The following is a 26,189-nucleotide window of genomic DNA, read 5'->3' on the forward strand; positions in this document are numbered from 1 at the left end:
ATGGACCAGAACCAATCGCGCCGCGCCTTCCTCAAGCGTACCGCCGCGCTCGGTGCAGCGGGTGCCGCCGCGCCCTTCGTCACCCAGCTTGCCGCGATCGGCGAGGCATCGGCGGCGGTCGCGAGCGATTACAAGGCGTTGGTGTGCATCTTCCTCTATGGCGGCAATGATTACGCCAACACGCTGCCGCCCTATGACAGCGCAACCCACGCCGCCTATCTCGCGCAGCGCCCGACGCTGGGCCACACGCGCGACAGCCTGACCGCGACGCTGCTCAACCCGAGCAATGCGCTGGGCGGGCGGCAGTTTGCCCTCGCGCCGACGATGGCGTCGCTGCTGCCGTTGTTCAACGCGGGCAAGCTCGCCCCGGTGCTCAATGTCGGCACATTGGTGCGCCCGACGACCAAGGCCGAATATAACGCGCGGTCGGTGGCGCTGCCGCCCAAGCTGTTCAGCCATAACGACCAGCAAAGCTATTGGCAGGCGTCGAGCGCGGAGGGCGCGACCTCGGGCTGGGGCGGGCGCATCGGCGATCTGCTGCAGAGCGGCAACGGCACCAGTGCGCTCACCTGTATCAGCGCGTCGGGCAATGCGGTGTATCTGTCGGGGCGCAGCTCGATCCAGTACGTCACCGGCACCAACGGCCCGACCGCGCTGATCAATGGCGCATCGACCCTGTTCGGGTCGGCCACGGCGGCCAGCACGCTGCGCTCGCTGATGGGCGGGGCGCAGGCGAACCTGATCGCCAACGAACACGCCACCGTGTCGAAACGCGCGCTCGACCTCTATGCACAGGTGAATGGCGCGCTGGGCAGCGCCCCTGCGGCGAACTTCCCGCTGTTTCCGGCCGGCAACTCGCTGGCCGACCAGCTCAAGATCGTCGCGCGGCTGATTTCGGTGTCGCAGGAACTGGGCGCAAAGCGGCAGGTGTTCTTCGTCTCGATCGGCGGATGGGACATGCACGACTTCCTCGTGCGCGATCACCCGACCCTGGTCGGCCGCGTCGCCGATGCGATGCGCGCCTTTTACGACACCACCAACGCGCTGGGCATCGCGGACAAGGTGACCAGCTTCACCGCATCCGACTTCGGCCGCACGCTGACGCAGAATGACGACGGCTCCGACCATGGCTGGGGCAGCATGCATTTCGTGCTGGGCGGCGCGGTGCAGGGCGGCCGCATCTATGGCACTGCCCCCGATTTCGGACACAACACGCCGAGTGATGTCGGGCAGGGGCGGCTCCTGCCGACGACCTCGGTCGACCAGTACGCCGCGACGCTGGCAAGCTGGTTCGGGGTGTCGGCAGGGAATATGTCGACGGTGCTGCCGAATATCGGGAATTATTCGACGACGAATTTGGGGTTTGTATAGTGTTCGAGCTGAGGCATCACTGCCTACTGTTCGGCAGCAACGATCTTTAGCTCGCCGTTTGACTTATTCACCGAGTAGGTGACTGAACCACCCATCCAACCTGGTGCCGGTGAAAATTTCACTCGAAAAGCATGGCCTTCGTCAACAACGTCTGGTTTCTCCCAGTCGAGCATGCTTCCCCCATAAACGGGATGGCTTTTCGCTGCCTTGGCGGCGCTCTCAATCGCCTTCTGTTCTTCACTCACGGGGTAATTGCAGGAACCCAGCGCGAACAGCGACAGCGAAATAAGTATCTTATCGACAATCACATTTGCCCCCGTTCCGCTGTACTGCGGCTGAGCTCTGCAAGAGACGACTCAAACCTCTACCCGCCAGTCCCACCCGATCGGGTCGCCGTCCATCACTTCGACCCCGGCGCCGAGCAGCTCGTCGCGGAGCGCGTCCGAGCGGGCGAAGTCTTTCGCGGCGCGGGCTTCCTTGCGCTGCGCCAGCCGCGTCTCGATCTCCGTTTCGGTGACCAGCGCGTCGGACGGACGGACGCGCAGGTCAACGCGGGACAGGTCGAGCAGGTTGAGGCCGAGCGCGGTGTCGAATTGCGTCAGCGTCATCAGTCGCGCTTCCTGGCCCAACTGCTTGTCGCCGAGCAGTTCCTCAAGCACCGGCAGCGCCTTTGGCGTGTTGAGGTCGTCCGACATCGCCGCGTCGAGCCGCTCGAGATAGCTCGCCGCATTGCCGCCACCCTTGCCCTCGGTCGCGCGGAATTTCTCCGCCGCCAGCACCAGCCGCCGCAGCCGCACCAGCGCCGCCATCAGGTTCTCGCCGCTGAACTCCAGCTCGCTGCGATAATGGGCGGAGAGGCACATCAGGCGATAGGCGAGCGGGTGCACGCCCTTGGCCACCAGCGCGTCGAGCGTCGCGATGCCGCCCTTGGACTTCGACATTTTCCCGCCGCGATCGACCAGGAAATTATTGTGCATCCAGATCTTCGCGCCCGAATTTGCGCACCCGCAATGCGCCTGGTTCTGCGCGATTTCGTTGACGTGGTGGATCTCGCGATGGTCGATCCCGCCGGTGTGGATGTCGAACGGCAGGCCGAGCAGTTCGGCGCTCATCACCGAGCATTCGAGGTGCCAGCCGGGCGCGCCGCGGCCCCAAGGTGAATCCCACTCCATCTGGCGCGTCTCGCCCGGCGGGGTGGTGCGCCAGATCGCGAAATCCTGTGGATGGCGCTTGCCTTCGACGCTCTCGATCCGGCCTTCACCGGCATCGTCCTGCCCGCCCGACAGCTTGCCGTAATCCGGCACGGTGCTGCTGTCGAAATACAGGCCGCTATCGAGCTGGTAGCAATGCTCGTCCGCGATGCCCTTGGCGAAATCGATCATCCTGGCGACGTAATCGGTCGCCAGCGGCATGTGATCGGGGGTGCGGATGTTGAGGTCGCGCAAATTGCGGCGGAACACATCGGCATAGTGGCGCGAAATGTCCCACGCGCTCATGCCCCGCTTCTTCGCCGCCGCCTCCATCTTGTCCTCGCCCGCATCGGCGTCGGAGGTCAGATGGCCGACATCGGTGATGTTGAGGACATGGGTGAGCGGATAGCCCTTCCACCGCAGCACGCGGCTGAGCGTATCGGTGAACACATAGGCGCGCAGATTGCCGAGATGCGGGTCGCTATAGACCGTCGGCCCGCACGAATAGACGCGCACCCCCTTGGCGGGATCGATCGGCGCGAAGGCTTCGAACGCGCGGGTGAGGCTGTTGTAGAGGGTGAGGGGTGCGCCAGTCATGGCGCGCGCCATAGCGCGGGGGAGGCGGCTTACCAACCTCCCCGTTGTGCGTTCAGGCGGCCAGCGACTTGGCGGTGAACCGCCCGGCGCCGAAGCTGCCGCCAGTGTTGATCGGCAGCGCGGTGGCACAGAAGGCGCATTCGGCGGTCATCCGTCCGATCATCCAGTGCGACTGGCCGCATCCGGGGCAGATATTCTGCTCCCCCGGACGAAAGGCGACGCGGTAGCCGCTGTTCGCGGCGGTGAAGGGGGTCGTGTCGTAAAACATCGTTTCGTCTCCAGACTTGACCGGTTCGACGCACGGAATCCGGATTTGGTTCCGGATGCGACGCGAAGCGGATTGCCCGTGTTGCGATTGTGCAACGGTCGGGCGGTCAGTCCAACGGACGGATTCGGTCGAGCACGGTATAGGCCATCACCGCCGTCGCGACGGCGGCGTTGAGGCTGTCGGCCTTGCCCAGCATCGGGATCTTCACCCGCACATCGCACGCCGCGGCATAGTCGGCGGGCAGCCCCTGCGCCTCGTTTCCGGTCAGCAGGAACACCGGCGCGGCGAACTCCGGCGCGCGGTAATCGACTGCGCCTTCCAGCGCGAGGCCGACCAACTGGCCGGGGCCGGCACGCAGCCAGCTGTGGAACTCTGTCCAAGGCGCACGCGCGATCGGAATCGTGAACAGCGCGCCCATGCTGGCGCGTACCGCCTCGACACTGAACGGATCGACGCACTCATCGATCAGGATCAGCCCGCCCGCGCCGACCGCGTCCGCAGTGCGCAGGATCGTGCCGAGATTGCCCGGATCGCGCAGCCGTTCGGCCACCAGCCAAAGTGGCGCGGTGGTGCGGTCGATGCGGGCAAGGTCGGTGGACAGTTCAGCATAGACGCCGACCACTGCGCCCGGGTTGTCCTTGCCCGACAGCTTGGACAGGATGTCGTTATCCGTCTGGATGACCTCACCGCCCGCAGCCTCGGTCGCGGCGATCAGCTCTTGCGCCAGCGGATGGGTGTCATGCCCCTTGGCGAAGAACAGATAGGCCGGCAGATGCCCAGCCTCGCGCGCCTCGGTCAGGATGCGCAGCCCTTCGGCGAGGAACAGCCCCTCGTCGCGACGATGCTTCTTGTCGCGCAGACTGCGGACCCGCTTGACCAGCGGATTGGAAAAGGCGGTTATTTCGCGGGGCATCAATCCTCGCCGAAGCGATCCTCGACCAGTTCGACCAGCTTGAGCACCGCGTCCTCGGCGCCGTCGCCGGCTGCGCTGATCGTGATCGTGTCGCCCATTGCGGCGCCCAGCATCATCAGGCCCATGATCGACGTGCCGGTGACGGCGTTGCCGTCCTTCTCGACGGTCAGTTCGCATGGCTGGGAGGAGGCGAGGGTGACGAACTTCGCGCTCGCCCGCGCGTGCAGGCCGCGGCGGTTGCCGATCAGCACGGTGCGGCTGACCCGGCTCAAGCGGCGGCCTCGCCCAGAACCTCGGATGCGACGGTGATGTATTTGCGCCCGGCTTCACGCGCAGCGGCGACCGCTTCGGTCACCTTCATCGTCTTGCGCGCGCCGCCAAGGCGAATCAGCATGGGCAGGTTGATGCCCGCAATCACCTCGACCTTGCCCGCGTCCATCAGCGAAATGGCGAGGTTCGACGGGGTGCCGCCGAACAGGTCGGTCAGCACGATGACGCCGCGGCCGCCATCGACCGCGATGATCGCCTTGGCGATATCAGCGCGCCGACCCTCCATGTCGTCGTCCGGCCCGATCGCGATCGTCGCGATGCGTTCCTGTTTGCCCACGACATGCTCCATCGCGACGACGAACTCCTCCGCGAGCCGCCCGTGCGTCACGAGTACCAGTCCAATCATGTCTTTACGCTTGTCCCATGCGGTTCATCTTGCAGCCGGCGGGCCTTCTAGCGAGTCCTGCGGCGCGGTTTGCAAGTCACGATGCGTTACCGTGGGCGAAAAACCCGCTTCGCGCAACCGGCCAGCGACGCGTTCGGCGACATGGACCGACCGGTGTCTCCCGCCGGTACAGCCGAACGCGATGGTAACATAGGATTTTCCCTCCGCCTGATAGCGGGGGAGGAGGAGGAGCATCAGTTCCTCGATTCGGGTAATCGCCTCGGCATAGGCCGGGTCGTCGGCGACATAGGCGGAGACATCGGCGTCTTTGCCGGTGCCCGGACGCAGCGATTCGACCCAGTGCGGATTGCGCAGGAAGCGCATGTCGAACACCAGGTCCGCGCCCGCCGGAACGCCGCGCGCAAAGCCGAACGACATCACCGAAACCACCGTCTCGCCCAGGCCGCGGCCGGAGAAGCTCGTGCGAATCTGCTGCGCCAGTTCGTTCGACGACAGGGTGGTGGTGTCGATCACCCTGTTGGCCCAGCGCCGCAGCGGCTGAAGCAACTCGCGCTCGCGATGGATGCCGTCGCTGGCCGGGCGGTCGAGCGCCAACGGGTGGCGGCGGCGCGTCTCCGAATAGCGGCGCTCAAGCTCGGCGCCCGAACAGTCGAGGAACAGCGTCCCCATGTCGTACCCGCGCTCGTCGCGCAGCTTCTTGATGCGGCGCACGATGCTGTCGGCGTCGAACGCGCGGGTGCGGGTGCCGATGCCGATCGCCAGCGGTCGCTCGTCGCCCTCGCTCCCCTCGGGCGGGTCGGTATCGAGCAGGCGGTTGAGCAGCAGCAGGGGGAGGTTGTCGACGACTTCCCACCCCAGATCCTCCAGCGTGCGCAACACGGTCGACTTGCCCGCCCCCGACATGCCGGTGACCAGCAGGATTTGCTTGGGCCGCCGCTTGTTCATCGTTTCAGCTCCGTCAGATGGCGCAGCGCCAGTTCGACCTTGATCGGCGCGGAGGGTTCGAGTGCCGGTAGCGCGACCACGGGCACATCGACCCCGGCGATCTTCCGCGTCTGCGGTCCCTCCGGCATGCGCGGGGGCGCGTCGAGGATGGTGACGAGCAGCGCGATCGGCGCGCTATCTGCATGGGGCAGGGTGACGAGGCCGATCCCGCGCACCTCGATCTTGCCCGCAATAGTCGCGGGGGCCGCGCCGTGCAGCACGCCATCGCGCCGCGTGCAGATCGTATAATCGTCGGACACGAGCAGCGCGCCCCGGTCGATCAGCCGCAGCGCCAGATCGGATTTGCCCTCGCCCGAGCGCCCCTCGATCAGCACCGCGCGACCATCGATCGCGACGCAGGACGCATGCAGCGTTTCGGAAGACAGGATCGCCAAGCTCTACACTCCCCGCTCTCTCACCCCGGCTGCACGAACGGCAGGCGGACGACGAAGCGCGCGCCCTGCATCCGGTCCTCGCGCGTCTCCACGTCGATGCTGCCCTGATGGCCTTCGACGATGGTCCGCGCGATCGCAAGCCCTAGCCCGGAATGCTTGCCGAATTCCTCGCCTGCGGGCCGGTCGGTGTGAAAGCGGCGGAAGATCGCCTCGCGCGCTTCCTCCGGCACGCCCGGCCCTTCATCCTCGACCCGCGCCTCGAGCATGTCGCCCGATGCGGCCAGCGACAGCGCGACCGTGCCGCCATCGGGGGAGAAGGACACGGCATTGTCGATCAGGTTCGCGAACACCCGCTCCAGCCGCGCGCCTTCGCCCATCACGCGCGGCATCGGACCCATCGGCGCGTCGAAACGCAGGCGAATGTCGCGCTCGACCCCGCGGCTGCTGCGCTCCTCGACCATCGCGGCGAGCATCGCCGACAGATCGACCGGATCGAACTTGGCGCGGGAGAGCTGCGCGTCGAGCCGCGACGCCTCCGAAATATCGCTGATCAGCCGGTCGAGCCGCAGCACATCGTCGCGCACCACCGCCAGCAACTGTTCCTGCAACGCCGGATCGCGCACCGCCATCAGGCCGTCGACGGCGGAGCGCAGCGAGGCGAGCGGGTTCTTGATCTCATGCGCCAGATCGGCGGCAAACGCCTCGGTCGCGTCGATCCGCGCGCGCAAGGCGAGGCTCATGTCCGACAGCGACCGGGCGAGGTGTCCGATCTCGTCGCGCCGCTCGGGCAGGCGCGGCACCACCACCTCGCGCGCGCGCCCCAGCCGCACCCGTACCGCGGCACGGGCAAGGCGGCGCAGCGGGCGGACGATGGTGCGCGCCAGGAACAGCGACAGGAACACCGACAGCCCTGCAGTGAACGCCAGCACCAGCCCCAGCCGGAACCGCTCGATCCGCACCCGCTGGGTGATGTCGCGCGCGTTGGAGCTGGTGAACACCGCCCCCTCCGGCCCATAGGGCGCGGCGGCGGTGATCACCGGCGTGCGATCGGGCGCGCGCCACACGGTCGCGCTGGATTCGCCGGTGCGGAGTGCTGCGGCAAGGTCGGGCCAGTCGAGGCCCTTGGCGGGCGCGCGTTCGCGAAACTGCTGCGCCCGGTCCGCCCCCGCGACGGTGTCGAACACCGCGTCGAGGAAACGTGCCGCGCTCTGGTTCCACGGATCCTTGTCGGGATCGCGCAGCACGAAATTGTTAAGGCCCAGCGCGCGCGTATCCAGCGTCATCCGCCCGGCACGATCGTACAGGCGGATGCGGATATCCGCCTCGCTCGCGACGCGTTCGATCAGCGCGGTGCGGTCGCTCGGCGGGGTCATCGCGACGGCCTGGGCGATCAGCCGCGCCTCACGGCTCGCCTGTTCGACCCGGCTATCGACGATCCGCGCGCGATAGCTGTCGAGGTAGAAGAACCCGCCCGCCAGCATCACCAGCGCAAAGATGTTCACCGCCAGAATGCGCGGCGTCAGGCTGACCCGGCCGGACCAGCGCAGCGACAGGTCGCGCTCTTCCCGCGTCGTGGCGGGTCTATTCGTCGGAGAAGCGATATCCGGCGCCATAGAGTGTCTCGATGGCGTCGAATGTGGGATCGACCTGCCGGAACTTGCGGCGCACGCGCTTGATATGGCTGTCGATGGTGCGGTCATCGACGTAAATGTCGTCCTGATACGCCGCATCCATCAGCTGGTTGCGCGTCTTGACGATGCCGGGCCGCTGGGCGAGCGTTTCGAGGATCATGAACTCGGTGACGGTCAGCGTGACGTTGTCGCCCTTCCACGTCACCTTGTGCCGCGCCGGGTCCATCGCCAGCGGCCCGCGCTCGATCACCGGCTGCGCCTCGGCGGCCGGCTCCTCTTCGCCCTGCGCTGTCGCCGCCACCAGCTCGGTCCGGCGCAGGATCGCGCGGATGCGGGCGATCAGCAGCCGCTGGCTGAACGGCTTGGCGATATAATCGTCCGCGCCCATCGCCAGGCCCAGCGCCTCGTCCAGCTCGTCATCCTTGCTGGTCAGGAAGATCACCGGGATCTGGCTCTTTTCGCGCAGCCGCCGCAGCAGCTCCAGCCCGTCCATGCGCGGCATCTTGATGTCGAGCACCGCCAGCTCGGGCGGATTATCGACCAGCGCCTTCAGCGCCGCCTCTCCATCCGAATAGACGCGCGTCACAAACCCCTCGGCCTGCAACGCGATCGACACGGAAGTCAGGATGTTGCGGTCGTCATCGACCAGCGCAATCGTTGCGGTCATGCGGATGGGGTAGCGGAATGTGGGGCTAGGCTCAACGGGGGAGGGGTGTGTGTCATTGACCTATACGTCCGCAGCACATAGATATACTGAATGCAGCGCCTGCAAACCGTTGTGGAACTCGAGTCGTTCCTGAAGCGCGCCAAGGCGATCCTGTCCGACGAAGAGCGCACCGGGATCGTGACGTTTCTGGCGGCGAACCCGGAAGCTGGAACGCCGCTGGGCGGCGGGCTGCGCAAGGTTCGGATCGCGCGCGAGGGCGGTGGCAAGAGCGGCGGGTATCGCACGCTTTACGTGTTCGGGGGCGACACGATGCCCCTGTTCCTGCTGACGATCTACGCCAAGAACGAGAAGGATAATCTGACCAAGGCCGAACAGGCGGCTGCGGTCGCGTTGAGCAAGGCGTTGCTCGCAACCTATGGCATCGACGGAGACCGGGTATGAGTGAAGTCTATGACGGCCTGATGGAAGGGCTCAACGAAGCGCTGGCGTTCGCACGCGGCGAGAAGACCGGGGCTGTCATCCATCAAATCCAGGTGCCGGTCGTCGATGTGTCGGCAATCCGCGCCAGCACCGGCCTGTCACAGAGCGCCTTTGCGCGCAGCATCGGCGTCGCCAAGGGCACGCTGCTCAACTGGGAACATGGCCGCCGCCGTCCGACCGGGCCGGCGCAGGTGCTGCTGGCGATGATCGCGAAGAAGCCGTCGCTGGTGCGCGAGTTGTTGCAGTAGGCGGGTGCTTGACGGATCGGCTGGAGGCGGAGCCCAAAGAGGACCCGCGAGGCCGGGGCAAGGCCAATTTAACATCGTCTCCCCGGAATTGCATGGTGCGAGTACACCTCTCCCCTCTCGCTTGCCCGATGCTCCAGCGGACCGTATTCAGCCGTTGGGGGGCAAAATATGGACGAAGCACCACTTATCTTCCGAGCCGTGCAGTCAGCTTTCGGGCTCTACGGTGCCCTTTATGTGGCGACCGCAATATTCGCACCGGGCTGGTTTCTCGACACGCTTGCGGTGAATCACATGGACCGGCGCAGCGCTATCAAACAGCGGCGCCGGAACATTCTGACCCCATCGGCAGCCTGGTATTCCATGCCCGCCGTCTTTGTGACGTGGATCGCCGTGGGCGTCCTCGTGTATGCCGCCGTTTACGCGATCGTCGCCGTTCTACCTTATGATTGGGGAAGTCGCGATGAAGATGGCGAGTGGCAGAGCTTGCGTTGGTCAATCCAGTATGGGGCCGGTTTCATCGGGGGCATCGCGCTATGCATGCGCTTAGAGGCAAATGCCGAGGTGCTCGTCTGGGGACCCGCCGAGCGTAAGGCGAGACAAGCGGTCAGCAAAGCCCTTCGGTGTGCGCGCGGCGCTACACCCGAAGTGAAGGAAAGCGTGCTGCTCGGCGTCGACAAGGATTTGCAACCCGAGCCACATCAGCCCCCATCCTACGAAAATGACTATATCTCCGACCTCTACTGTCGGGTTCAAAGCGACATCCGGGGCTGATCCTCCACTTGGCGCAACGACGCCCCACCGGATTTGTCGATGCAGACCTCATCGCGAACTTTGCAACAGGTCAGCGTTGTCACCAAAAATAAGCGCGTTCGGTCACAATTGACACCGGTTACTGTTGTTGACCCCCCTTTTTTCCGCCGCCTATGCGCGACTCCACGCATACGAATGCAATGCCGTGCGAACGATGCGGCGTGAGGAGAGAGACGTGACCGATCGTACCCCGAAGATCGGCCTCGACGCGCTGGGCGTCGCGGCGGACAAGCCTGTCCACTGGAACCTGCTGACCGCCCCGCTGGTCGAACATGCGATCCAGCGCGGTGAGGGCCGCATGGCCAAGGATGGGCCGCTGGTCGTCGAAACCGGCAAGCACACCGGGCGCAGCGCCAAGGACAAGTTCATCGTCCGCGATGCCGAGACCGAGAACAGCGTCTGGTGGGGCAGCACCAATGTCGGGATGACGCCCGAGCATTTCGCGGCGCTCAAGGCTGATTTCCTCGCCGCGCTCGGCACCAAGGACACGCTGTTCGTTCAGGACCTGTATGGCGGCTCGCAGCCCGAGCATCGCGTGCGCGTCCGCGTCGTCACCGAATTCGCCTGGCACAGCCTGTTCATCCGCACCCTGCTGTGCCGGCCGGAAGCGGACGAGCTGCCCGGCTTCGACCCCGAATATACGATCATCGACCTGCCGAGCTTCCAGGCCGATCCGGCCAAACATGGCTGCCGCAGCGAGACGGTGATCGCGGTCAACCTGACCGAAAAGCTGATCCTGATCGGCGGCACCGCCTATGCCGGGGAGATGAAGAAGAGCGTGTTCGGCCTGCTCAACTATCTGCTGCCGGTGAAGGGAATCATGCCGATGCATTGTTCGGCCAATATCGGCCCGGACGGCGACACGGCGGTGTTCTTCGGCCTGTCGGGCACTGGCAAGACGACGCTCAGCGCCGATGCCAGCCGCACGCTGATCGGCGATGACGAGCATGGCTGGTCCGACACTGCGGTCTTCAATTTCGAGGGCGGCTGCTACGCCAAGATGATCAACCTGTCGGCCGAGGCCGAGCCGGAGATATTCGCCACCACCAAGCGTTTTGGCACGGTGCTCGAAAATGTCGTGATGGACGCCGAAACGCGTGAGATCGACCTGTTCGACAATAGCTTGGCGGAGAATAGCCGCGGCTCCTACCCGCTCGACTTCATCCCGAATACGAGCGCGGACAATTTGGGGCCGGTGCCGAAGAACATCATCTTTCTCACCGCCGACGCCTATGGCGTGCTGCCCCCGATCGCGAAGCTGACGCCGGAACAGGCGATGTACCACTTCCTCTCGGGCTATACCGCGCGCGTCGCGGGGACCGAGATCGGCGTGACCGAGCCGTCGGCGACCTTCTCGACCTGTTTCGGTGCGCCGTTCATGCCGCGCCACCCGTCGGTCTATGGCAATCTGCTCAAGGAGCGGATCGCCAAGGGCGGGGTCGATTGCTGGCTGGTCAACACCGGCTGGAGCGGCGGCAAGGCGACGATGCCGGGGATCAAGCGCATGCCGATCCGCGTGACCCGCGCACTGCTCAACGCCGCGCTCGACGGCAGCCTGAAGGATGCGGAATTCCGTCAGGACCCCAATTTCGGCTTCATGGTCCCGGTCGCGGTCGGCGACATCGACCCCAACATGCTCGACCCGCGCGCCGCCTGGGCGGACAAGGGCGAGTATGACGCGACCGCGGCAAAGCTGGTGGACGAATTCGTCGCCAATTTCGCGCAGTTCGCGGATCATGTCGACGAGGGCGTGCGCCAGGCTGCACCGCAGAGCCGCAGCAAGGCAACCGAGCCCGCCTGATCCCTTCACCATCCTCCGCCGACACGTTTCGGCGGGGGATGGCGCTGGCTATTTTCCGGTCGCTCCCCTATATAGCAATCATCGTCGGCACATTGCTCCGTAGGCGCCGACGACTGAGAGATTCTTCGCGCTCCCGCTTACACGACGGGAGCCGCTTCATGGACCTCAACTACCTTCTCTACCGCCATCAGGTCTCGCTGATGCGTGCCAAGGCATCGGATTGCCTGTGCGCCACCCGGTCGCACCGCGACCTCGCGCGCGGCTATGCCGACCGCATCCGCGTGCTGCGCAGCGCGCTGGGCGAGGAAGGGTCGCTGACGCGCGCGCCATGCTGACCCCGACCCCCGCCGAAACCGACAAGCCGCGCACGCGCCAGTTCCGCCGCCACAGCGACAAGCCGCGCCTCGCCCCCGAAGCGGTGGCACGTCAGGGCCGGGTGGCGACGCTCGTCTGGGAACGGCTGCGCGACAATGCGGCTGTGCTGGCGTTCCTCAATGCGCATGACGACGGATTGGACGGGCGCCCGATCGACCTCGCCATTGCGAGCGATGACGGCGTCCGCGCGGTGATCGCCCGCCTCGACGTGCTCCATCCGGCGGGGTAGGATCGCGCGGGGCATTTCCCCACGCAAGGAGCGACGCAGATGAGCATCCTCGACACCATTCTCGGCCAGGTCGGCGGCACCGACGGCCTCACCAATCTCGCGGCCAAAGTTGGCCTGTCGCCCGAACATGTCGAGTCTGCGGTGCAGGCGCTGGCCAAGCATCACCAGATGGCCGGTGACACGGCCGAAGGCGCCGCCGCCGCGACTGGCCTGCCGCTCGACAAGATGCAGGACCTGATCGCTCAGATCGGCGGCGAAGGCGCGCTCGGCAAGTTCGCGACGATGCTGCAGACCGACGGCGCGGCCGGCATTCTCGGCGCGCTCGACCGTGATGGCGACGGCAACCCGCTCAACGACCTGACCGGACTGGCCTCGGGTTTCTTCGGCAAGAAATGATCGCGACGGGAACCGGCCCGTTCGCGGCCGGTTCCTGTTGCAATGCAGCAAGTTTTCCCCAGTCACTGGGCAGTGCCGCCCATCGTCATTGACGCGCTGACCGTTACGGTCGCGGTCGTGGCGGCGCTTGTGCTGCACTGGATCGCGATCCGGGTCGCGCGCAGGCTCGCCGCGCGCACCCCCGATTCGATCGACGACGTGTTCGTCGACCGGGCGGAGCGTCCGCTGCGCTGGATCTTCGTCGCGCTCGCGCTGGCATCTGTCCGCCGCCTGCTGCATCTGGGCGAAGGTGCGAGCGCCTTCTGGGGGCAGGCGGCCGGGATGATCGTGCCGCTGCTGCTCGGCTGGCTGGCGGTCAACATGATCCGCGCGGGCGGCAGGGCGGTCGAACTCAGCGCCGATATCAGCGTGGCCGACAATCTGCTCGCCCGCCGCCGCCGCACGCGCAGCGCGATCCTCACCCGCATCGCGGTGTTCCTGGTCGGCTTCGTCACCATCTGCCTGATGCTGCTGTCGATCCCCAGCGTGCGATCGGTCGGGGTGACGCTGATGGCCTCCGCGGGCCTTGCCGGGCTCGCGGTCGGCGCGGCTGCGCAACCGGCGCTCAAGAATATCATCGCCGGCATCCAGATGGCATTCACTGAACCGATCCGGATCGACGATGTCGTGATTGTCGACGGCGAATGGGGGCGGATCGAGGAAATCCGCCTGACCTATGTCGTCGTCGCGATCTGGGACGAGCGGCGGCTGGTGGTGCCGGTGTCGAAATTCCTCGAGGACAGTTTTCAGAACTGGACGCGCAATTCCAGCCAGCTGCACGGCACCGCCTTTTTCTGGCTCGATCCCACCGCCGACATTTCGCGGTTGCGCGCGCGGCTCGAGGAGCTGGTGCGCGCCAATGAACGATGGGACGGGCGCGGCTTTGTGCTGCAGGTCACCGACACCCGCCCGGACGCGATCGAGGTTCGGGCGCTCGTCACCGCACGCGACGCCGCCAACGCCTTCGACCTGCGCTGCGACATGCGTGAGGGGATGCTGGCATTTATCCGCGACGAAATGCCCGAGGCACTGCCGCGCGGCCGCATGGAACTGGGTCGCCCCGGCTGGAGCGAGCCGGTCGCATTGCCCGTGCCGCCCGCGCCGGGGGAACAGGGCTCCAGCGGCGGGGCGGGGGCGATCCCCGAAGACGCGCGGCCCTAGCCTTTCCGGCTGGCGATATGCCGGTCGATCACGCTTTCCAGCACGGTCAGCGGCACGCCGCCGCCCAGCACCAGCGCATCGTTGAACCCACGGAAATCATAGCGCGAGCCCAGTTCGCGCTGCGTTTTCGTCCGCAGCCGGTTGATCGCGGTGTGGCCGAGCTTGTAGCCGCACGCCTGACCCGGCCAGCTGCAATAACGGTCGACCTCGCCCGAGACCTCTTCGACTGACGAACCATTGGCGGTGGCGAACCATTCGATCGCCTGTTGCCGCGTCCAGCGCTTGGCATGCAGCCCGGTGTCGACGACCAGACGGCACGCGCGGAAGGCAAGGCTCTGAAGATAGCCCAGCCGCCCGACCGGGTCGCTGTCATACGCCCCCAGTTCTGCGCCGAGCTGTTCGGCGTACAGCGCCCAGCCCTCGCTATAGGCGTTGAAGCCGAGCAGCGAGCGGACCAGCGGCAGCTTGAACGTATATTCGCCCTGCCAGGCATGCCCCGGGATGCCTTCGTGATAGGCGAGGGTGGCGAGGCTGTATTTGGTGTGGAGGTGCGTGGTGCGCAGGTTCAGCCACACGCGGCCCGGAACCGTCCCGTCGATCGAACCCGCCCCGCCATAGGCACCCGGCGCGCCCGGCTCCTCGGCGAGCGGCAGGCGCTTCACCTCGACATTGCCGCGCACCAGCGTGTGGAACGCCTGCGGCATCTTCGCCTTCATATCCTCGATCGTCTTGGTCATATAGGCGAGGATTTCCTGCCGCCCGGCGTCGGTGTCGGGGTAGAGGAACTTGTCATCCTTGCCGAGCGCGGTCATCCGCGCGCCGACGGTGCCCTTGGAGTAGCCGAGCTTTTTGAGGATGGTATTCATCTCCGACTGAAGCGCCTTCAGCTCATCCTGCCCGGCCTTGTGGACCTCGTCCGGAGTCATCGTCGTCGTCGTGCCGGCGCGCAGCGCCCAGGCGTAATAGGCCTCGCCATCGGGGAACTTCCACACCCCCGCATCCGGCGTCGCCTTGGCGCGGTGGCGCTTGAGTTCTTCGATCTGACGGTCGAGCGCGGGGGCGATCTTGCCCGCCGCCAGCTTTGCTGCGGCCACTGCCTGATCGCCGGTCACGACCTTCTTGCCCGTGAAATTCTCGACCAGCTCCCATTTCCCCGCATCGGTGCCGCGGGTCAGCGCGATCTGGCGCAGGCATTTGTCGAGCAGGAAGTCGGGCGCGATGACGCCCTTGTCGTACGCGATCTTGAGCCGTTCGGTCTCGCCGTCGATCTGCCCGGCCCAGCCCTCGAACCGCGCCAGCCACGATGCCGCATCCGCGGCGCTCTCGACTTTATGCTCGCTGTCGAGGAAGCGGGGCATGTCGAGATAGGCGCCGACATTCTGCACCGCGACATAGGGGGCGTTGCGCCATCCGCCGACGGCGACATCGCCATAGCCGAACGCCATGCCGTCCACCCCGACCTGAAACGCGGTGCGCACCACATCGACATTGGTCTGCATCACCGGCGACAGCGCGTTGCGGTCGAGCGCGTCGAGCTGCGCGATGCGGGCACGCAGTCCCTCGGCAACCTTGGCGCGGCCCGCGACGCTGCGATCCTCGACCATCGACCTGAGGTGCGTGCGCTCGCCCTTGTCGATGCCGAGCGAAGTCGCGCTTTCGGGCGAGTTGGTCAGCAACTGCTCGGCGGTCGCGCTCAACAGCGCATCGGCCGCCGCATCCGCCGATGGCCCGCTCTGGCTGGCGCAGGCGGGGAGGGTGGGGAGCACGGCGAAGCTGGCGGTCGAGGCAAGGAACTGGCGGCGGGTGGGGGTCATGCGGGCTCCGGATACGCGGGAGGGGTGGTTACGAGGGTTACCTTAACGCGGTGCCGCGCCGACGCCACCCTGCGTGGAGCCGGCTTCGGTGACCATAGCCCAGTTGGCGCGCACCGCGCCCAGAAAGATGGGACGCTGACTGCGCAGTTCCGATGTTGCCGCGGGATCGAATTCCTTGAACCGGGCCTGCCCCGCGAACGCGCTGCGTGCGGCGAGGCGATAGAGTGAGCGCGCCTCGCTGGGCGCATCAACGATCGATGCCAGCCCCCAATATCCCAAAGTCAGGTCACGGTCGCCGGGGGACAGGAACTTCAGCTTCGTAGCGAGCGCCTGTCGATAGAGCGCCATGGCCTCGGCCCGCTTGCCCCGCGCGACGTAGTTGGCGGCGAGGCTGTTCATCGCGTTTGCGGTGTCGAGGTGGTTGCGACCGAACAGCTGACGGCGCCGGTCGAGTGATTCTTCGAACCAGCCGGTCGCCTCGCGCAGCATGGCGTCGCGCGCGACCGGATCGATGCCGACGACGGTGCCGCCTGCCCCGGACGGGATCGGCGCGAGCATCGCGTTGCGGTGCATATAGCTCTGACGAAACTGCGACGGGATGGTTCGCGCGAGCGCGATGCGATGCAGGTTTATTGCCAGGTTGTTGAGGGCGATGGCCTTGCTCAAGCTGATCGACCGCGCCGCCCTGTCCAGTTCGGCCGCCTCGATCACTCCTGGCTGCGGTTTGATCCTGTGCAGGCTCTCCTCACGCTGTTTGAGCGATGCGACCGCCGCGCGGAATTCGCCATCGGCGCGCGTGATTTCACCCCGCATCGCTAGAATCCCGCCCAGATTCACGCGCGTATCCGCATAGGCGACCGTGTCGGCGTCTCCGGCAATTCGGTACATATCGAGCGCCCGTCGCGCCGCGCGCTCGGCCTCGTCGAGCGACCCCGCATCGGCGAGCATCCCGGAAAACTGGTTGAGGCTAGCCGCCGCCGCCCGTTGCGATGCTTGGGCCCGGCTTTGGGCCTCGCCCGCGATTTTCAGCCGGATTTGCAGCGCGCGACGGATATAGGGCGCGGCCTCGCTGCCCCGCGATTGCATTCCCAGATTGTTGGCGAGGTTTTCCAGCGCACGAGCCGCATCTTCGCCCGACTGGCCGTCCGTCGCGGCAAGCTGTTGCCGACGGATGGCTTCGGCATCGCGATAGCGGCCCGCTTCCTCCAGCGCAGCGACGCGATTCCGGGATGGCGGCCCCGATGCCGCACTCGCCGCCCCGGTCAGCGCGGCAATCGCGATCACATATGGAGTGAGGGCAATGGCGCGGAGCAAGTCGGGCTAGTCCGGCGCGCCGATCGCTGCCACCGCCTCGATCACCACAACGCCACCGCGCACATCGGCGATCCGCGCCTTGTCCCCGACGGCTAGGTCCGGCCCTTCCGCCGGCCAGTCGCCATCGCCGACGCGCACCCGGCCACTGCCGCCGCTGATTGGCTCGACTACGGTCACGCTCTGCCCGATCATCCGCGCGGCGCGGTTGTTGAGGTCGGGGTCGGCGCTCGGCACCGGGTTCGCGCCGTACCAGCGCTTGCCGACCAGCACCGCGACCGTCGACCATGCGGCAAAGCTGATGAACTGCCCAATCGCGCCCAGCTCCGGGAACACCAGCGCAAGGATGCCGGTCGCCGCCGCGCCGAGCGCAATGAAGGTCAGATACACGCCCGGAATCAGCAGCTCGCACATCGCGAGCAGCGCCGCGATGATCAGCCAGACATAGCCGGCCTGATCCGACAGCCAGTCGCTCATTCCTGCGGCGTCCCGAACGGCGACTGGCGCACCCGCGCTGGCGGGGCGGGGGGCGGCGTCGGGGTTTCGCTCTTGCCGAACGCTTCCTTCGCCAGCTCACCGATGCCGCCCAGCGTACCCATCAGCTGCGTCGCCTCGACCGGGAACAGGATGGTCTTGGCGTTGGGGCTGGTCGCGAACTTGCCGATTGCTTCGACATATTTCTGCGCGATGAAATAGTTGAGCGACTGGGTGCCGCCGCTCTCGATCGCCTGGCTGACGACCTGCGTCGCCTTGGCCTCGGCCTCGGCGGCGCGTTCGCGGGCTTCGGAGTCGCGGAACGCCGATTCCTTGCGCCCTTCAGCCTCGAGGATGCGCGCCTGTTTCTGGCCCTCGGCGCGCAGGATTTCCGACTGGCGGCTGCCTTCAGCCTCAAGGATATTGGCGCGCTTCTCACGCTCGGCCTTCATCTGGCGGCCCATCGCGTTGACGATATCGGCGGGCGGGCGGATGTCCTTGATCTCGACGCGGGTGATCTTGACCCCCCAGGGCGTCGTCGCATGATCGACCACCGACAACAGCCGCGCATTGATCTCGTCGCGCTTGGACAAGGTTTCGTCGAGGTCCATCGACCCCATCACGGTGCGCAGGTTGGTCGTCGTCAGCTGGAGCAGCGCGACATACAGGTCCGACACCTCATAGGCCGCCTTGGCCGCGTCGAGCACCTGAAAGAACACCACGCCATCGGTGGAGATCATCGCATTGTCCTTGGTGATGATTTCCTGACCCGGAATATCGATCACCTGCTCCATCATGTTCACGCGGCGACCCACGCGATAGAAGAACGCGGGGTAGAGGTTGAACCCCGGCTGCGCGACGGTGGTGAAGCGGCCGAAATGCTCGATCGTGTAGTGATAGCCCTGGCGGACGATCTTGATGCTGGCGAACAGGTACATCAGCACCAGCACCATCAGGATGAAAAATGCGCCGACCGTCAGTTCCATCACGCGTCCCCTGGGTTTCCTAGTTCCCCTGATCCTAGCATAGAGGGGCCATGAGCAAAGCGATTTACGCCCCGCCGCGCACTGCGCTGTTCCTGCCCGCGTCGAACCCGCGCGCGATCGAGAAGGCCCAGGGCCTCGCCGCCGACATGGTGATCCTCGACCTCGAGGATGCGGTGAAGGCCGAGGACAAGGAGTCGGCGCGGGAGGCGGTGCGCGCGGTCGAAGGCTTTGGCGACCGCCCGTTCGGCGTCCGCGTCAACGCCAAGGACAGCGATCACTGGAAGGCGGACCTCAAGGCGGTGAAGAAATCCGCCGCGACCCATGTCATCGTGCCCAAGGTCGAAACCGCGGAGGCGATCACCTATGCCGCGCTCTATGCCGACCGCCCCGTGCTGGCGATGATCGAGACTGCGGCTGGGGTGATGAATGTCGGCCCGATCGCCAGCACCACTGGCTGGGGCGTCGAACTAGCCGGTCTGATCGTCGGCACCAACGACCTGGCCGCGTCGCTCAAGCTGCCCCCGGCGGCGGGCCGCGCACAGATGGCGCTGTCGCTCCAGCTGGTGGTGCTGGCGGCGCGGGCGCGCGAACTCTGGGTACTCGACGGCGTGTTCAACCGCCTCGACGATGCGGAAGGTCTGGCGGCGGAATGCGCCGAGGGCCGGTTGCTCGGCTTCGACGGCAAGTCGCTGATCCACCCCAACCAGATCGACATCGCCCGCGCCGCATTCGATCCGAACGAAGCGGAACTGGAAGAGGCGCGCGCGCTGGTCGCGGCGTTCTCCGGCGGGGCCGAACGCTACAAGGACGCGATGATCGAGGAGATGCATGTCGATCGCGCCAAGGCACTGCTGGCGCGCGCGGGCGGGCACAACTGATGGCAAAGGCGGATCGCCTGGCGAAGCTCGACGCGCATCGGATCGAGCTGGAGGGCGACTATCGCGCCGCGCTGATCAAGGCGCTTGAAGTGACGGCGGCGGGGCGTTGGGGCCTGTTCGGTCACAATGACGATCGTGCCAGCCGGGCTGCCGCGGCGCCGATGGTCGCCGAACTGACCGAATTGGGCGACGACATCAATGCGATGCGCGAGCGCCTGTTGCTGCCGCCGTTCGACCTTCACGCCGAGTTTCTCCGGTCGCGCGGCAAGGTCGGTTCGCACGCCGTCGGCGAACCCAAACAGGCCCAGCAATGGCTGCAAAAACTGAACGGCTGATGCGCTGTCCCGCGCTGCGACGCAGCACCCCCTAGCGCCCGTCACATAGCGCGGTTACATGGGCCGCCAATCTTCGACTCAGGACATTGGCGCACCCCATGGATATCCCCCTCGGCCTCACCTTCGACGACGTCCTGCTGTACCCGGGCGAGAGCGAGGTCCTGCCGAGCATGGCGGACACCAGCACCTTCGTTACGCGGTCGCTCAAGCTGAACATCCCGATCCTGTCCTCGGCGATGGACACCGTGACCGAAGCGGACATGGCGATCGTCATGGCGCAGCTCGGCGGAATCGGCGTGCTCCACCGCAATCTCGAGATCGACGAACAGGTTGAGGCGGTGCGGCAGGTCAAGCGCTTCGAAAGCGGCATGGTCGTCAACCCGATCACGATCCGCGCCAGCGGCACGCTGGCCGAGGCGCAGGCGTTGATGACGCGGCACAAGATCAGCGGGATTCCGGTGACCGAAGGCGACGGCAAGCTGGTCGGCATCCTCACCAACCGCGATGTGCGCTTTGCTGAAAATCCGGGCCAGCCGGTCAGCGAGCTGATGACGCACGACAACCTCGCCACCGTGTCGATCGGCGTCGGCAAGGACGAGGCGCGCCGCCTGCTGCACGCCCGCCGGATCGAAAAGCTGCTGGTGGTGGACGCCGATTATCGCTGCGTCGGCCTGATCACGGTCAAGGACATCGAAAAGGCGGTGAACTATCCCAACGCGACCAAGGACGGCGCGGGCCGCCTGTGCGTCGCCGCCGCGACCACCGTGGGCGACAAGGGGTTCGAGCGCACGGCGGCTCTGGTCGATGCCGAAGTCGACCTGATCGTAATCGACACCGCGCACGGCCATAACAAGGACGTCGCACGCGCGGTCGAGCGGGTGAAGAAGCTGTCGAACCGCGTTCAGGTCGTCGCCGGCAACGTCGCCACCGCAGCCGCCACCCGTGCGCTAATCGACGCGGGCGCGGATGGCGTGAAGGTCGGCATCGGCCCCGGATCGATCTGCACCACCCGCGTCGTCGCGGGCGTCGGCGTGCCGCAGCTGACCGCGGTGATGGATGCCGCCAACGAAGCCGCCAAGTCGGGCGTGCCGGTGATCGCCGATGGCGGCCTGCGCACTTCGGGCGACCTCGCCAAGGCGCTCGCTGCAGGTGCCTCGACCTGCATGGTCGGGTCGCTGCTCGCGGGGACCGAGGAAGCGCCGGGCGAGACGTTCCTGTATCAGGGCCGCGCGTACAAATCCTATCGCGGCATGGGCAGCGTCGGCGCAATGGGCCGCGGCTCGGCCGACCGCTATTTCCAGGGCGATATCAAGGATCAATTGAAGCTCGTTCCTGAAGGGATCGAGGGCCAAGTCGCGTTCAAGGGGCCAGCCAAGGACGTGATCCACCAACTGATCGGCGGCATCAAGGCGGCGATGGGCTATACCGGCGCAGCGACGATCCCCGACCTGCAGAAGAAGGGCAAGTTCGTCCGCATCACCAATGCGGGCCTTCGCGAAAGCCATGTCCACGACGTGACGATCACGCGTGAGGCACCGAACTACCCGACGCGCTAGGCGCCGGACTAACCTGTCCTCTCCCCTTGATAGGGGAGAGGATAGCGGAGCTTGGCAACTTGTTGCCTAGCGCAGCTTGGAGAGGGGTAGAGCGGAGCGCAGCTCCGCGCGGCTACTGCGTAGCCGCCCACCCCTCTCCCAGCTCCGACTAAGGACCTTGCTTCGCAAGACCCAAGTCTGCGCGTCCCTCTCCCCTCCTGCGGAGGGGCGAGGGGGTAGGCCAAGCACTGATCCCAAATGGAATCTCACCCGATCCCAAAACTTTAGCCCGCCTGGGATCGTTCGTTACGCTCGTGCGTTGATCTGCGGGACGGTGCATGCGCGCCGTTCCGGGGGCATGTATTGGAGCGGGCGTGACATCAACTGCGGCGCGGGCGGCGAACGTCCCGGCATTCCTGACCAATGATGGAGAGATGGGCGCGCGCATCGCCGCGTTCGACTGGTCCGCGACCAGCGTGGGCCCGATCGAAACCTGGTCGCAAAGCCTGCGCAGTATCGTCGCCTTCCTCGTCAACTCGCCGGTCCCGCTGGTGATGCTGTGGGGTGAGGACGGCTATCTCATCTACAATGACGGCTATTCGCAGTTCGCCGGCGAACGCCATCCCGGCCTGCTCGGCATGAAGGTGCTGGAGGCGTGGCCCGAAGTCGCCGATCTCAACGCACATGTCATGCGCGTCGGCCTTGCCGGCGGCACGCTCGCCTATCGCAACCACCGGCTGAAGCTCAACCGCACCGGGGTGTTCGAGGATTGCTGGCTCGACCTCGATTACTCGCCCGTGTTCGACGATGACGGGCACCCCGCCGGGGTGATGGCGGTGGTGGTCGAGACGACTGAGTCGGTCCTCGCGGAACAGGCGCTGCGCAAGAGCGAGGCGCGGCTGCGCTTCCTCGACGCGCTCGACCGCGACACCGGGCGCGCGACCGATCCGCTGGAAGTACTCGCGATCACCACGGCCAAGCTCGCCGAGCATCTTGGCGCATCCAATTGCGCCTATGCCGATATGGATGCCGATGGCACCGGGTTGACGATCCGCGGCGAATGGCTGCGGTCCGGACTACCCTCGACCATCGGGCATTACCGCTTTGCCGCATTCGGCGAGCTGGCGGCGCGCGAACTCAGCGCCGGGCGTCCGCTGATCCTCGATGACAATAGCGTCGAACTGCCCGTGCATGAGGCCGCGGCGTTCCAGTCGATCCGCATCGCCGCCACCTGCTGCATGCCGCTGGTCAAGGACGGCCGGCTGATCGCGCTGATGGCGGCGCATCACGACGAACCGCATGTCTGGACCGCCGATGAGGTCGCGCTGATCCGCGAGGTAACCGACCGCAGCTGGGCACATGTCGAGCGTGCGGCGGCCGAGGCGGAGTTGCGCAAGACCGCGATCCAGCTGCGCGAACTCAACGCCGAACTCGAAACCCGCGCGAGCGAACGCGCCGCCGCGCTCGAACAAAGCCGCACCCAGTTCCGCCTGCTGGTTCAGGGCGTGACCGACTATGCGATCTACATGCTCGATCCCAATGGCGTGGTGGCGAGCTGGAATGCCGGGGCGCAGCGGATCAAGGGCTATGCTCCCGACGAGATCATGGGCGCGCATTTCTCGACCTTCTACCCCGACGAGGATCGTGCTGCCGGAGAGCCCGAGCGCGCACTCGAAACCGCGCGCCGCCTCGGCCGCTTTGCCGCAGAAGGGTGGCGGATGCGCAAGGGCGGTGTGCGCTTCCGTGCCAGCGTGGTGCTCGACGCGATCCATGACGATGACGGGCGGCTGATCGGCTTTGCCAAGATCACCCGCGACATCACCGAACGCGAAGAGGCGCAGCGCGAACTGGAAGTCGCGCGCGAGGCGCTGTTCCAGGCACAGAAGATCGAGGCGATCGGCCAGCTGACCGGCGGCGTCGCGCACGACTTCAACAATCTGCTCATGGCGATCATCAGCGGCCTCACGCTGCTGCGCAAACGCCTGCCCGAGGATGATGCGCAGATCACCCGCCTGATCGATAATTCGATGCAGGCCGCCGATCGCGGCGCCGCGCTGACCCAGCGGATGCTGGCGTTTGCTAGGCGGCAGGAGCTCAAGAGCGAACGGGTCGATATGCCGGCATTGGTCGCCGACATGCGCGGCCTGCTCGAACGGACGATCGGGCCGTCTTGGTGGATCGAGGTGCATTTCCCCGACCATCTTCCGGCAGTGTGGGCAGACGCGAACCAGCTCGAAATGGCGCTGCTCAACCTTGCGGTCAACGCGCGCGACGCGATGCCCGATGGCGGGCGCATTTGCATCGACGGGATCGAACAGGAGGTGGTCGGCGAGGTCCGCGGCCTGTCCTCCGGCCACTATGTCCGGATGTCGGTCAACGACAGCGGCATGGGCATGGACGCCGCGACACTTGCGCGGGCGACCGAGCCGTTCTTCACCACCAAGGGGGTGGGCAAGGGCACGGGCCTTGGCCTGTCGATGATCCACGGCTTTGCGCGCCAGAATGGCGGGATGCTCGAGATCGAAAGCACGCCGGGCAAGGGCACCAGCGCGCATCTCTGGCTTCCGGTCGCCGCTGAGGGTGCAGGCGCCGCCGCCCCGACACCACCTCGCGAAGCCGCGCGACGGGCGACCCGATCGCTGGTGGTGCTGGTCGCCGATGACGATCCGCTGGTGCTGATGAACACCGCCGATCTGCTCACCGACCTGGGGCACAAGGCGATCGAGGCGGACTCCGGCACCGCCGCGCTCGACCAGCTCGAGGCGCGGGAGGACATCGCGCTGCTGGTGACCGATCAGGCGATGCCCGGCATGACCGGCACGGAATTGATCGCACGAGCACGCGCGCTGCGCCCCGAACTGCCGATCATCCTCGCCACCGGCTATGGCGAAACCCCCGCCGACGCGGCGGACCAGCTGCTCCGGCTGAACAAGCCCTTCACCCAGGCGGACCTCGAACGCGCGGTTGCAGAGGCGATGCTGCAGCGGGTTTAGGGCTGCCGCCACTTCCTCGCCCCTCCGCAGGAGGGGAGAGGGATGCGCAGACTTGGGTCTTGCGAAGCAAGGCCCTTAGTCGGAGCTGGGAGAGGGGTGGCGGCCGCGCAGCGGACGCTCGGCGCTGCGCGCCGATCTACCCCTCTCCCAACCTTCGCTAGGCAGCAAGCTGCCAAGCTGCGGTAACCCTCTCCCCTATCAAGGGGAGAGGGAAAAAGGGCCGACATCATTTCGACGCAATGCGCGGGCAACTCGAGCGCGCCTTGTCGAGTATCGCCGTCCCACCCCCAGTCGAAGACTCGCGCCCGCTGCTCCAGCGCGTGCGCGATCGGTTCGGCACGCGTGCGGTCGCGATCGCGCTGGCGCTGCTGATCGAGCTGTTGCTGGCGCTGCTGCTGCTGACCCTCGCGCCCAAGATCCTGACCCCGCCCGAGGAAACGGTGCCGATGGCAACGTTCGGCGTCAGCCCCGAACCCGAATCCGCGCCCGAACCGCCATCCGACGCCCGCCCCGCCGACGCCGTGGCCCAGCCCACCGAGCGCGCACAGCCGCGCGACGCGGAAACGCCGCCGACACCCGATCCGGTGGTCGCCGATCCCGCGCCCGAGCCGCCGGCGCTGCTCGATATTCCGCTGGGTCGCCTGCCCGATATCTCCGCGCTGCCGCGCCGACCCGCTGCGGGTCCGGCGGCACCCGCGCGCCGCGTCGCCGGCCCCCCCGCGCCCGGCCCCGATCCGGGGGATTCGCGCCGCGTCGAAGGGAGCGGCCCCAATGGCGAGCCGCTCTACGCCGCATCCTGGTTTCGCGAGCCCTATGACAGCGAGCTGCGCGGCTATCTCTCAACCGCGCGGCCGCCCGGCTGGGCGTTGATCGCATGCCGCACGGTTGCCGATTATCGCATCGACAGTTGCGCGCTGCTCGACGAATATCCGGACGGCGCGCAGATCGGCCGCGCGGTGCTCGCCGCCGCCTGGCAGTTCCGCGTCCGCCCGCCCCGGCTGCGCGGCCAATATCAGGTCGGCGAATGGGTGCGGATCCGGATCGATTACGAACTCGACTCAACACGCGTCCGGTAGGTTTTGGAAGGAATGGTTATGATGTGGATGGCAGCTTTGGCGCTACTGGCCTCCGGCGCGCAGGACGCCCCGGTGCCGACCCCCGGCACGGTGACGGTCGAGGCGGTCAAGGACGAAGCCACTCCCGCAGCGGTGCGCCAGACCTTCGCCGATGCGGTCGAACAGGCGTTGCTCGACGCCCGCTTCACCGCACTCCCGGCGCAGGCACGCGGCCGCTACATCGCACGGATCAGCCTGACCCGTGCGGCGCGCGGCGCGGTCGCGTCGAACGGGCGCGAACAGGGTGCAGCGGGCGGCCTTGGCAATTGGGGCGGGGCCGTCAGCGTCACGCTGCCGTCTGACAAGCGCCAGCTGCGCGGCCTGATCGTCACCACGCTGACGGTCGAGCTGGTCAGCCGGGCCGATGAAAAGGTCGTGTGGAGCGGCAGTGCCCTGACCGCGCAGGCGGAGGGGACGCGGAACGACACCCCCACGGCGCTCGCGGCCAAGCTCGCCCCCGCAATCATTCGCGCGTTCCCGCAAACCCTCGCCGAACCCCTGTCGATACCCTAAGGCG

Annotated in this window: 29 protein-coding genes; 15 read left to right on the forward strand and 14 right to left on the reverse strand. The window is 66.7% G+C overall.

Translation table 11 applies throughout. From position 1 onward, the window contains the following. Positions 1 to 1,371, forward strand: a complete 1,371-nt coding sequence (locus VGN66_RS11470) for a DUF1501 domain-containing protein (RefSeq protein ID WP_327518950.1) — start codon at positions 1 to 3, stop codon at positions 1,369 to 1,371. Positions 1,372 to 1,394: 23 nt separating this feature from the next. On the opposite strand, the gene VGN66_RS11475 is transcribed toward VGN66_RS11470, so the two are convergent. The 10 genes from VGN66_RS11475 to VGN66_RS11520 form a co-directional block, all read right to left on the reverse strand. Then, positions 1,395 to 1,679 (reverse strand): hypothetical protein, encoded by a 285-nt coding sequence (locus tag VGN66_RS11475; protein WP_327518951.1) that lies wholly within the window; start codon positions 1,677 to 1,679, stop codon positions 1,395 to 1,397. A 48-nt stretch (positions 1,680 to 1,727) separates the two neighbouring features. Next, positions 1,728 to 3,158, reverse strand: a complete 1,431-nt coding sequence (cysS, locus tag VGN66_RS11480; RefSeq protein ID WP_327518952.1) for a cysteine--tRNA ligase — start codon at positions 3,156 to 3,158, stop codon at positions 1,728 to 1,730. Positions 3,159 to 3,210: 52 nt separating this feature from the next. Next, the gene (locus VGN66_RS11485; protein ID WP_327518953.1) at positions 3,211 to 3,426 is read right to left on the reverse strand and encodes a hypothetical protein; all 216 of its coding nucleotides are present in this window, start codon (positions 3,424 to 3,426) and stop codon (positions 3,211 to 3,213) included. 106 nt (positions 3,427 to 3,532) lie between these two features. Further along, positions 3,533 to 4,339, reverse strand: coding sequence for an RNA methyltransferase (locus VGN66_RS11490; RefSeq protein ID WP_327518954.1), 807 nt, complete (start codon positions 4,337 to 4,339; stop codon positions 3,533 to 3,535). Beyond that, positions 4,339 to 4,611, reverse strand: coding sequence for an HPr family phosphocarrier protein (locus tag VGN66_RS11495; RefSeq protein WP_066660312.1), 273 nt, complete (start codon positions 4,609 to 4,611; stop codon positions 4,339 to 4,341). Before VGN66_RS11495 ends, VGN66_RS11490 begins: the two co-directional genes overlap by 1 nt. Further along, on the reverse strand, positions 4,608 to 5,015 hold the full coding sequence (locus tag VGN66_RS11500) for a PTS sugar transporter subunit IIA (protein WP_327518955.1): 408 nt from the start codon (positions 5,013 to 5,015) through the stop codon (positions 4,608 to 4,610). Before VGN66_RS11500 ends, VGN66_RS11495 begins: the two co-directional genes overlap by 4 nt. Before the next feature lie 24 nt (positions 5,016 to 5,039). Further along, the gene (gene rapZ / locus VGN66_RS11505; RefSeq protein ID WP_327518956.1) at positions 5,040 to 5,960 is read right to left on the reverse strand and encodes an RNase adapter RapZ; all 921 of its coding nucleotides are present in this window, start codon (positions 5,958 to 5,960) and stop codon (positions 5,040 to 5,042) included. Beyond that, positions 5,957 to 6,388, reverse strand: a complete 432-nt coding sequence (locus VGN66_RS11510) for an aldolase (RefSeq protein WP_327519376.1) — start codon at positions 6,386 to 6,388, stop codon at positions 5,957 to 5,959. Before VGN66_RS11510 ends, rapZ begins: the two co-directional genes overlap by 4 nt. Positions 6,389 to 6,414: 26 nt before the next feature. Beyond that, the gene (locus tag VGN66_RS11515; protein ID WP_327518957.1) at positions 6,415 to 8,007 is read right to left on the reverse strand and encodes a sensor histidine kinase; all 1,593 of its coding nucleotides are present in this window, start codon (positions 8,005 to 8,007) and stop codon (positions 6,415 to 6,417) included. Beyond that, positions 7,976 to 8,692 (reverse strand): response regulator transcription factor, encoded by a 717-nt coding sequence (locus tag VGN66_RS11520; protein ID WP_327518958.1) that lies wholly within the window; start codon positions 8,690 to 8,692, stop codon positions 7,976 to 7,978. The genes VGN66_RS11515 and VGN66_RS11520 overlap by 32 nt, the downstream gene beginning before the upstream one ends. A gap of 90 nt (positions 8,693 to 8,782) precedes the next feature. Between VGN66_RS11520 and VGN66_RS11525 the strand changes: the two genes are divergently transcribed. The 8 genes from VGN66_RS11525 (at position 8,783) to VGN66_RS11560 (ending at position 14,231) form a co-directional block, all read left to right on the forward strand. Further along, positions 8,783 to 9,133 carry a type II toxin-antitoxin system RelE/ParE family toxin gene (locus VGN66_RS11525; protein ID WP_327518959.1) on the forward strand — a complete coding sequence of 117 codons (351 nt, stop codon included), beginning with the start codon at positions 8,783 to 8,785 and terminating at the stop codon, positions 9,131 to 9,133. Next, positions 9,130 to 9,420, forward strand: a complete 291-nt coding sequence (locus VGN66_RS11530) for a helix-turn-helix domain-containing protein (protein WP_327518960.1) — start codon at positions 9,130 to 9,132, stop codon at positions 9,418 to 9,420. The genes VGN66_RS11525 and VGN66_RS11530 overlap by 4 nt, the downstream gene beginning before the upstream one ends. A gap of 168 nt (positions 9,421 to 9,588) precedes the next feature. Further along, complete coding sequence (locus VGN66_RS11535; RefSeq protein WP_327518961.1) at positions 9,589 to 10,191, forward strand: hypothetical protein; 603 nt, start codon at positions 9,589 to 9,591, stop codon at positions 10,189 to 10,191. A gap of 214 nt (positions 10,192 to 10,405) precedes the next feature. Continuing rightward, a complete protein-coding gene (locus VGN66_RS11540) occupies positions 10,406 to 12,031 on the forward strand; it encodes a phosphoenolpyruvate carboxykinase (protein WP_327518962.1) in 1,626 nt (541 codons plus the stop codon). Positions 12,032 to 12,189: 158 nt separating this feature from the next. Continuing rightward, on the forward strand, positions 12,190 to 12,366 hold the full coding sequence (locus VGN66_RS11545; RefSeq protein ID WP_197421923.1) for a hypothetical protein: 177 nt from the start codon (positions 12,190 to 12,192) through the stop codon (positions 12,364 to 12,366). Beyond that, positions 12,360 to 12,635 (forward strand): hypothetical protein, encoded by a 276-nt coding sequence (locus VGN66_RS11550; RefSeq protein ID WP_327518963.1) that lies wholly within the window; start codon positions 12,360 to 12,362, stop codon positions 12,633 to 12,635. The genes VGN66_RS11545 and VGN66_RS11550 overlap by 7 nt, the downstream gene beginning before the upstream one ends. A 39-nt stretch (positions 12,636 to 12,674) precedes the next feature. After that, complete coding sequence (locus tag VGN66_RS11555) at positions 12,675 to 13,031, forward strand: hypothetical protein (protein ID WP_327518964.1); 357 nt, start codon at positions 12,675 to 12,677, stop codon at positions 13,029 to 13,031. A 42-nt stretch (positions 13,032 to 13,073) separates the two neighbouring features. Then, the gene (locus VGN66_RS11560) at positions 13,074 to 14,231 is read left to right on the forward strand and encodes a mechanosensitive ion channel family protein (RefSeq protein WP_414713207.1); all 1,158 of its coding nucleotides are present in this window, start codon (positions 13,074 to 13,076) and stop codon (positions 14,229 to 14,231) included. On the opposite strand, the gene VGN66_RS11565 is transcribed toward VGN66_RS11560, so the two are convergent. From VGN66_RS11565 to VGN66_RS11580, 4 genes are read right to left on the reverse strand one after another with little or no spacing between them, the layout of a single operon-like run. Next, complete coding sequence (locus VGN66_RS11565) at positions 14,228 to 16,045, reverse strand: DUF885 domain-containing protein (RefSeq protein WP_327518966.1); 1,818 nt, start codon at positions 16,043 to 16,045, stop codon at positions 14,228 to 14,230. The genes VGN66_RS11560 and VGN66_RS11565 overlap by 4 nt on opposite strands. Positions 16,046 to 16,087: 42 nt before the next feature. Continuing rightward, positions 16,088 to 17,329: a tetratricopeptide repeat protein gene (locus VGN66_RS11570; RefSeq protein WP_327518967.1), complete on the reverse strand. Its 1,242-nt coding sequence runs from the start codon at positions 17,327 to 17,329 to the stop codon at positions 16,088 to 16,090. A 36-nt stretch (positions 17,330 to 17,365) separates the two neighbouring features. Next, a complete protein-coding gene (locus VGN66_RS11575; RefSeq protein WP_327518968.1) occupies positions 17,366 to 17,833 on the reverse strand; it encodes an NfeD family protein in 468 nt (155 codons plus the stop codon). Then, positions 17,830 to 18,816 carry an SPFH domain-containing protein gene (locus VGN66_RS11580; protein WP_327518969.1) on the reverse strand — a complete coding sequence of 329 codons (987 nt, stop codon included), beginning with the start codon at positions 18,814 to 18,816 and terminating at the stop codon, positions 17,830 to 17,832. Before VGN66_RS11580 ends, VGN66_RS11575 begins: the two co-directional genes overlap by 4 nt. Positions 18,817 to 18,866: 50 nt before the next feature. Here VGN66_RS11580 and VGN66_RS11585 point away from each other — a divergent pair, with 50 nt between their 5' ends. The 6 genes from VGN66_RS11585 (at position 18,867) to VGN66_RS11610 (ending at position 26,185) form a co-directional block, all read left to right on the forward strand. Continuing rightward, positions 18,867 to 19,694, forward strand: coding sequence for a CoA ester lyase (locus tag VGN66_RS11585; RefSeq protein ID WP_327518970.1), 828 nt, complete (start codon positions 18,867 to 18,869; stop codon positions 19,692 to 19,694). Beyond that, positions 19,694 to 20,029 carry a hypothetical protein gene (locus VGN66_RS11590; protein ID WP_327518971.1) on the forward strand — a complete coding sequence of 112 codons (336 nt, stop codon included), beginning with the start codon at positions 19,694 to 19,696 and terminating at the stop codon, positions 20,027 to 20,029. Before VGN66_RS11585 ends, VGN66_RS11590 begins: the two co-directional genes overlap by 1 nt. Positions 20,030 to 20,127: 98 nt before the next feature. Next, complete coding sequence (gene guaB, locus VGN66_RS11595) at positions 20,128 to 21,585, forward strand: IMP dehydrogenase (protein WP_327518972.1); 1,458 nt, start codon at positions 20,128 to 20,130, stop codon at positions 21,583 to 21,585. A 353-nt stretch (positions 21,586 to 21,938) separates the two neighbouring features. Next, the gene (locus tag VGN66_RS11600; RefSeq protein ID WP_327518973.1) at positions 21,939 to 24,557 is read left to right on the forward strand and encodes a PAS domain S-box protein; all 2,619 of its coding nucleotides are present in this window, start codon (positions 21,939 to 21,941) and stop codon (positions 24,555 to 24,557) included. 263 nt (positions 24,558 to 24,820) lie between these two features. After that, a complete protein-coding gene (locus tag VGN66_RS11605) occupies positions 24,821 to 25,633 on the forward strand; it encodes a hypothetical protein (RefSeq protein ID WP_327518974.1) in 813 nt (270 codons plus the stop codon). Positions 25,634 to 25,651: 18 nt separating this feature from the next. Continuing rightward, positions 25,652 to 26,185, forward strand: coding sequence for a hypothetical protein (locus VGN66_RS11610; RefSeq protein WP_327518975.1), 534 nt, complete (start codon positions 25,652 to 25,654; stop codon positions 26,183 to 26,185). Positions 26,186 to 26,189 lie beyond the last annotated feature (4 nt).

Origin of the sequence: Sphingomonas sp. (assembly GCF_035998645.1) — a bacterium.
Classification (GTDB): Bacteria; Pseudomonadota; Alphaproteobacteria; order Sphingomonadales; family Sphingomonadaceae; genus Sphingomonas.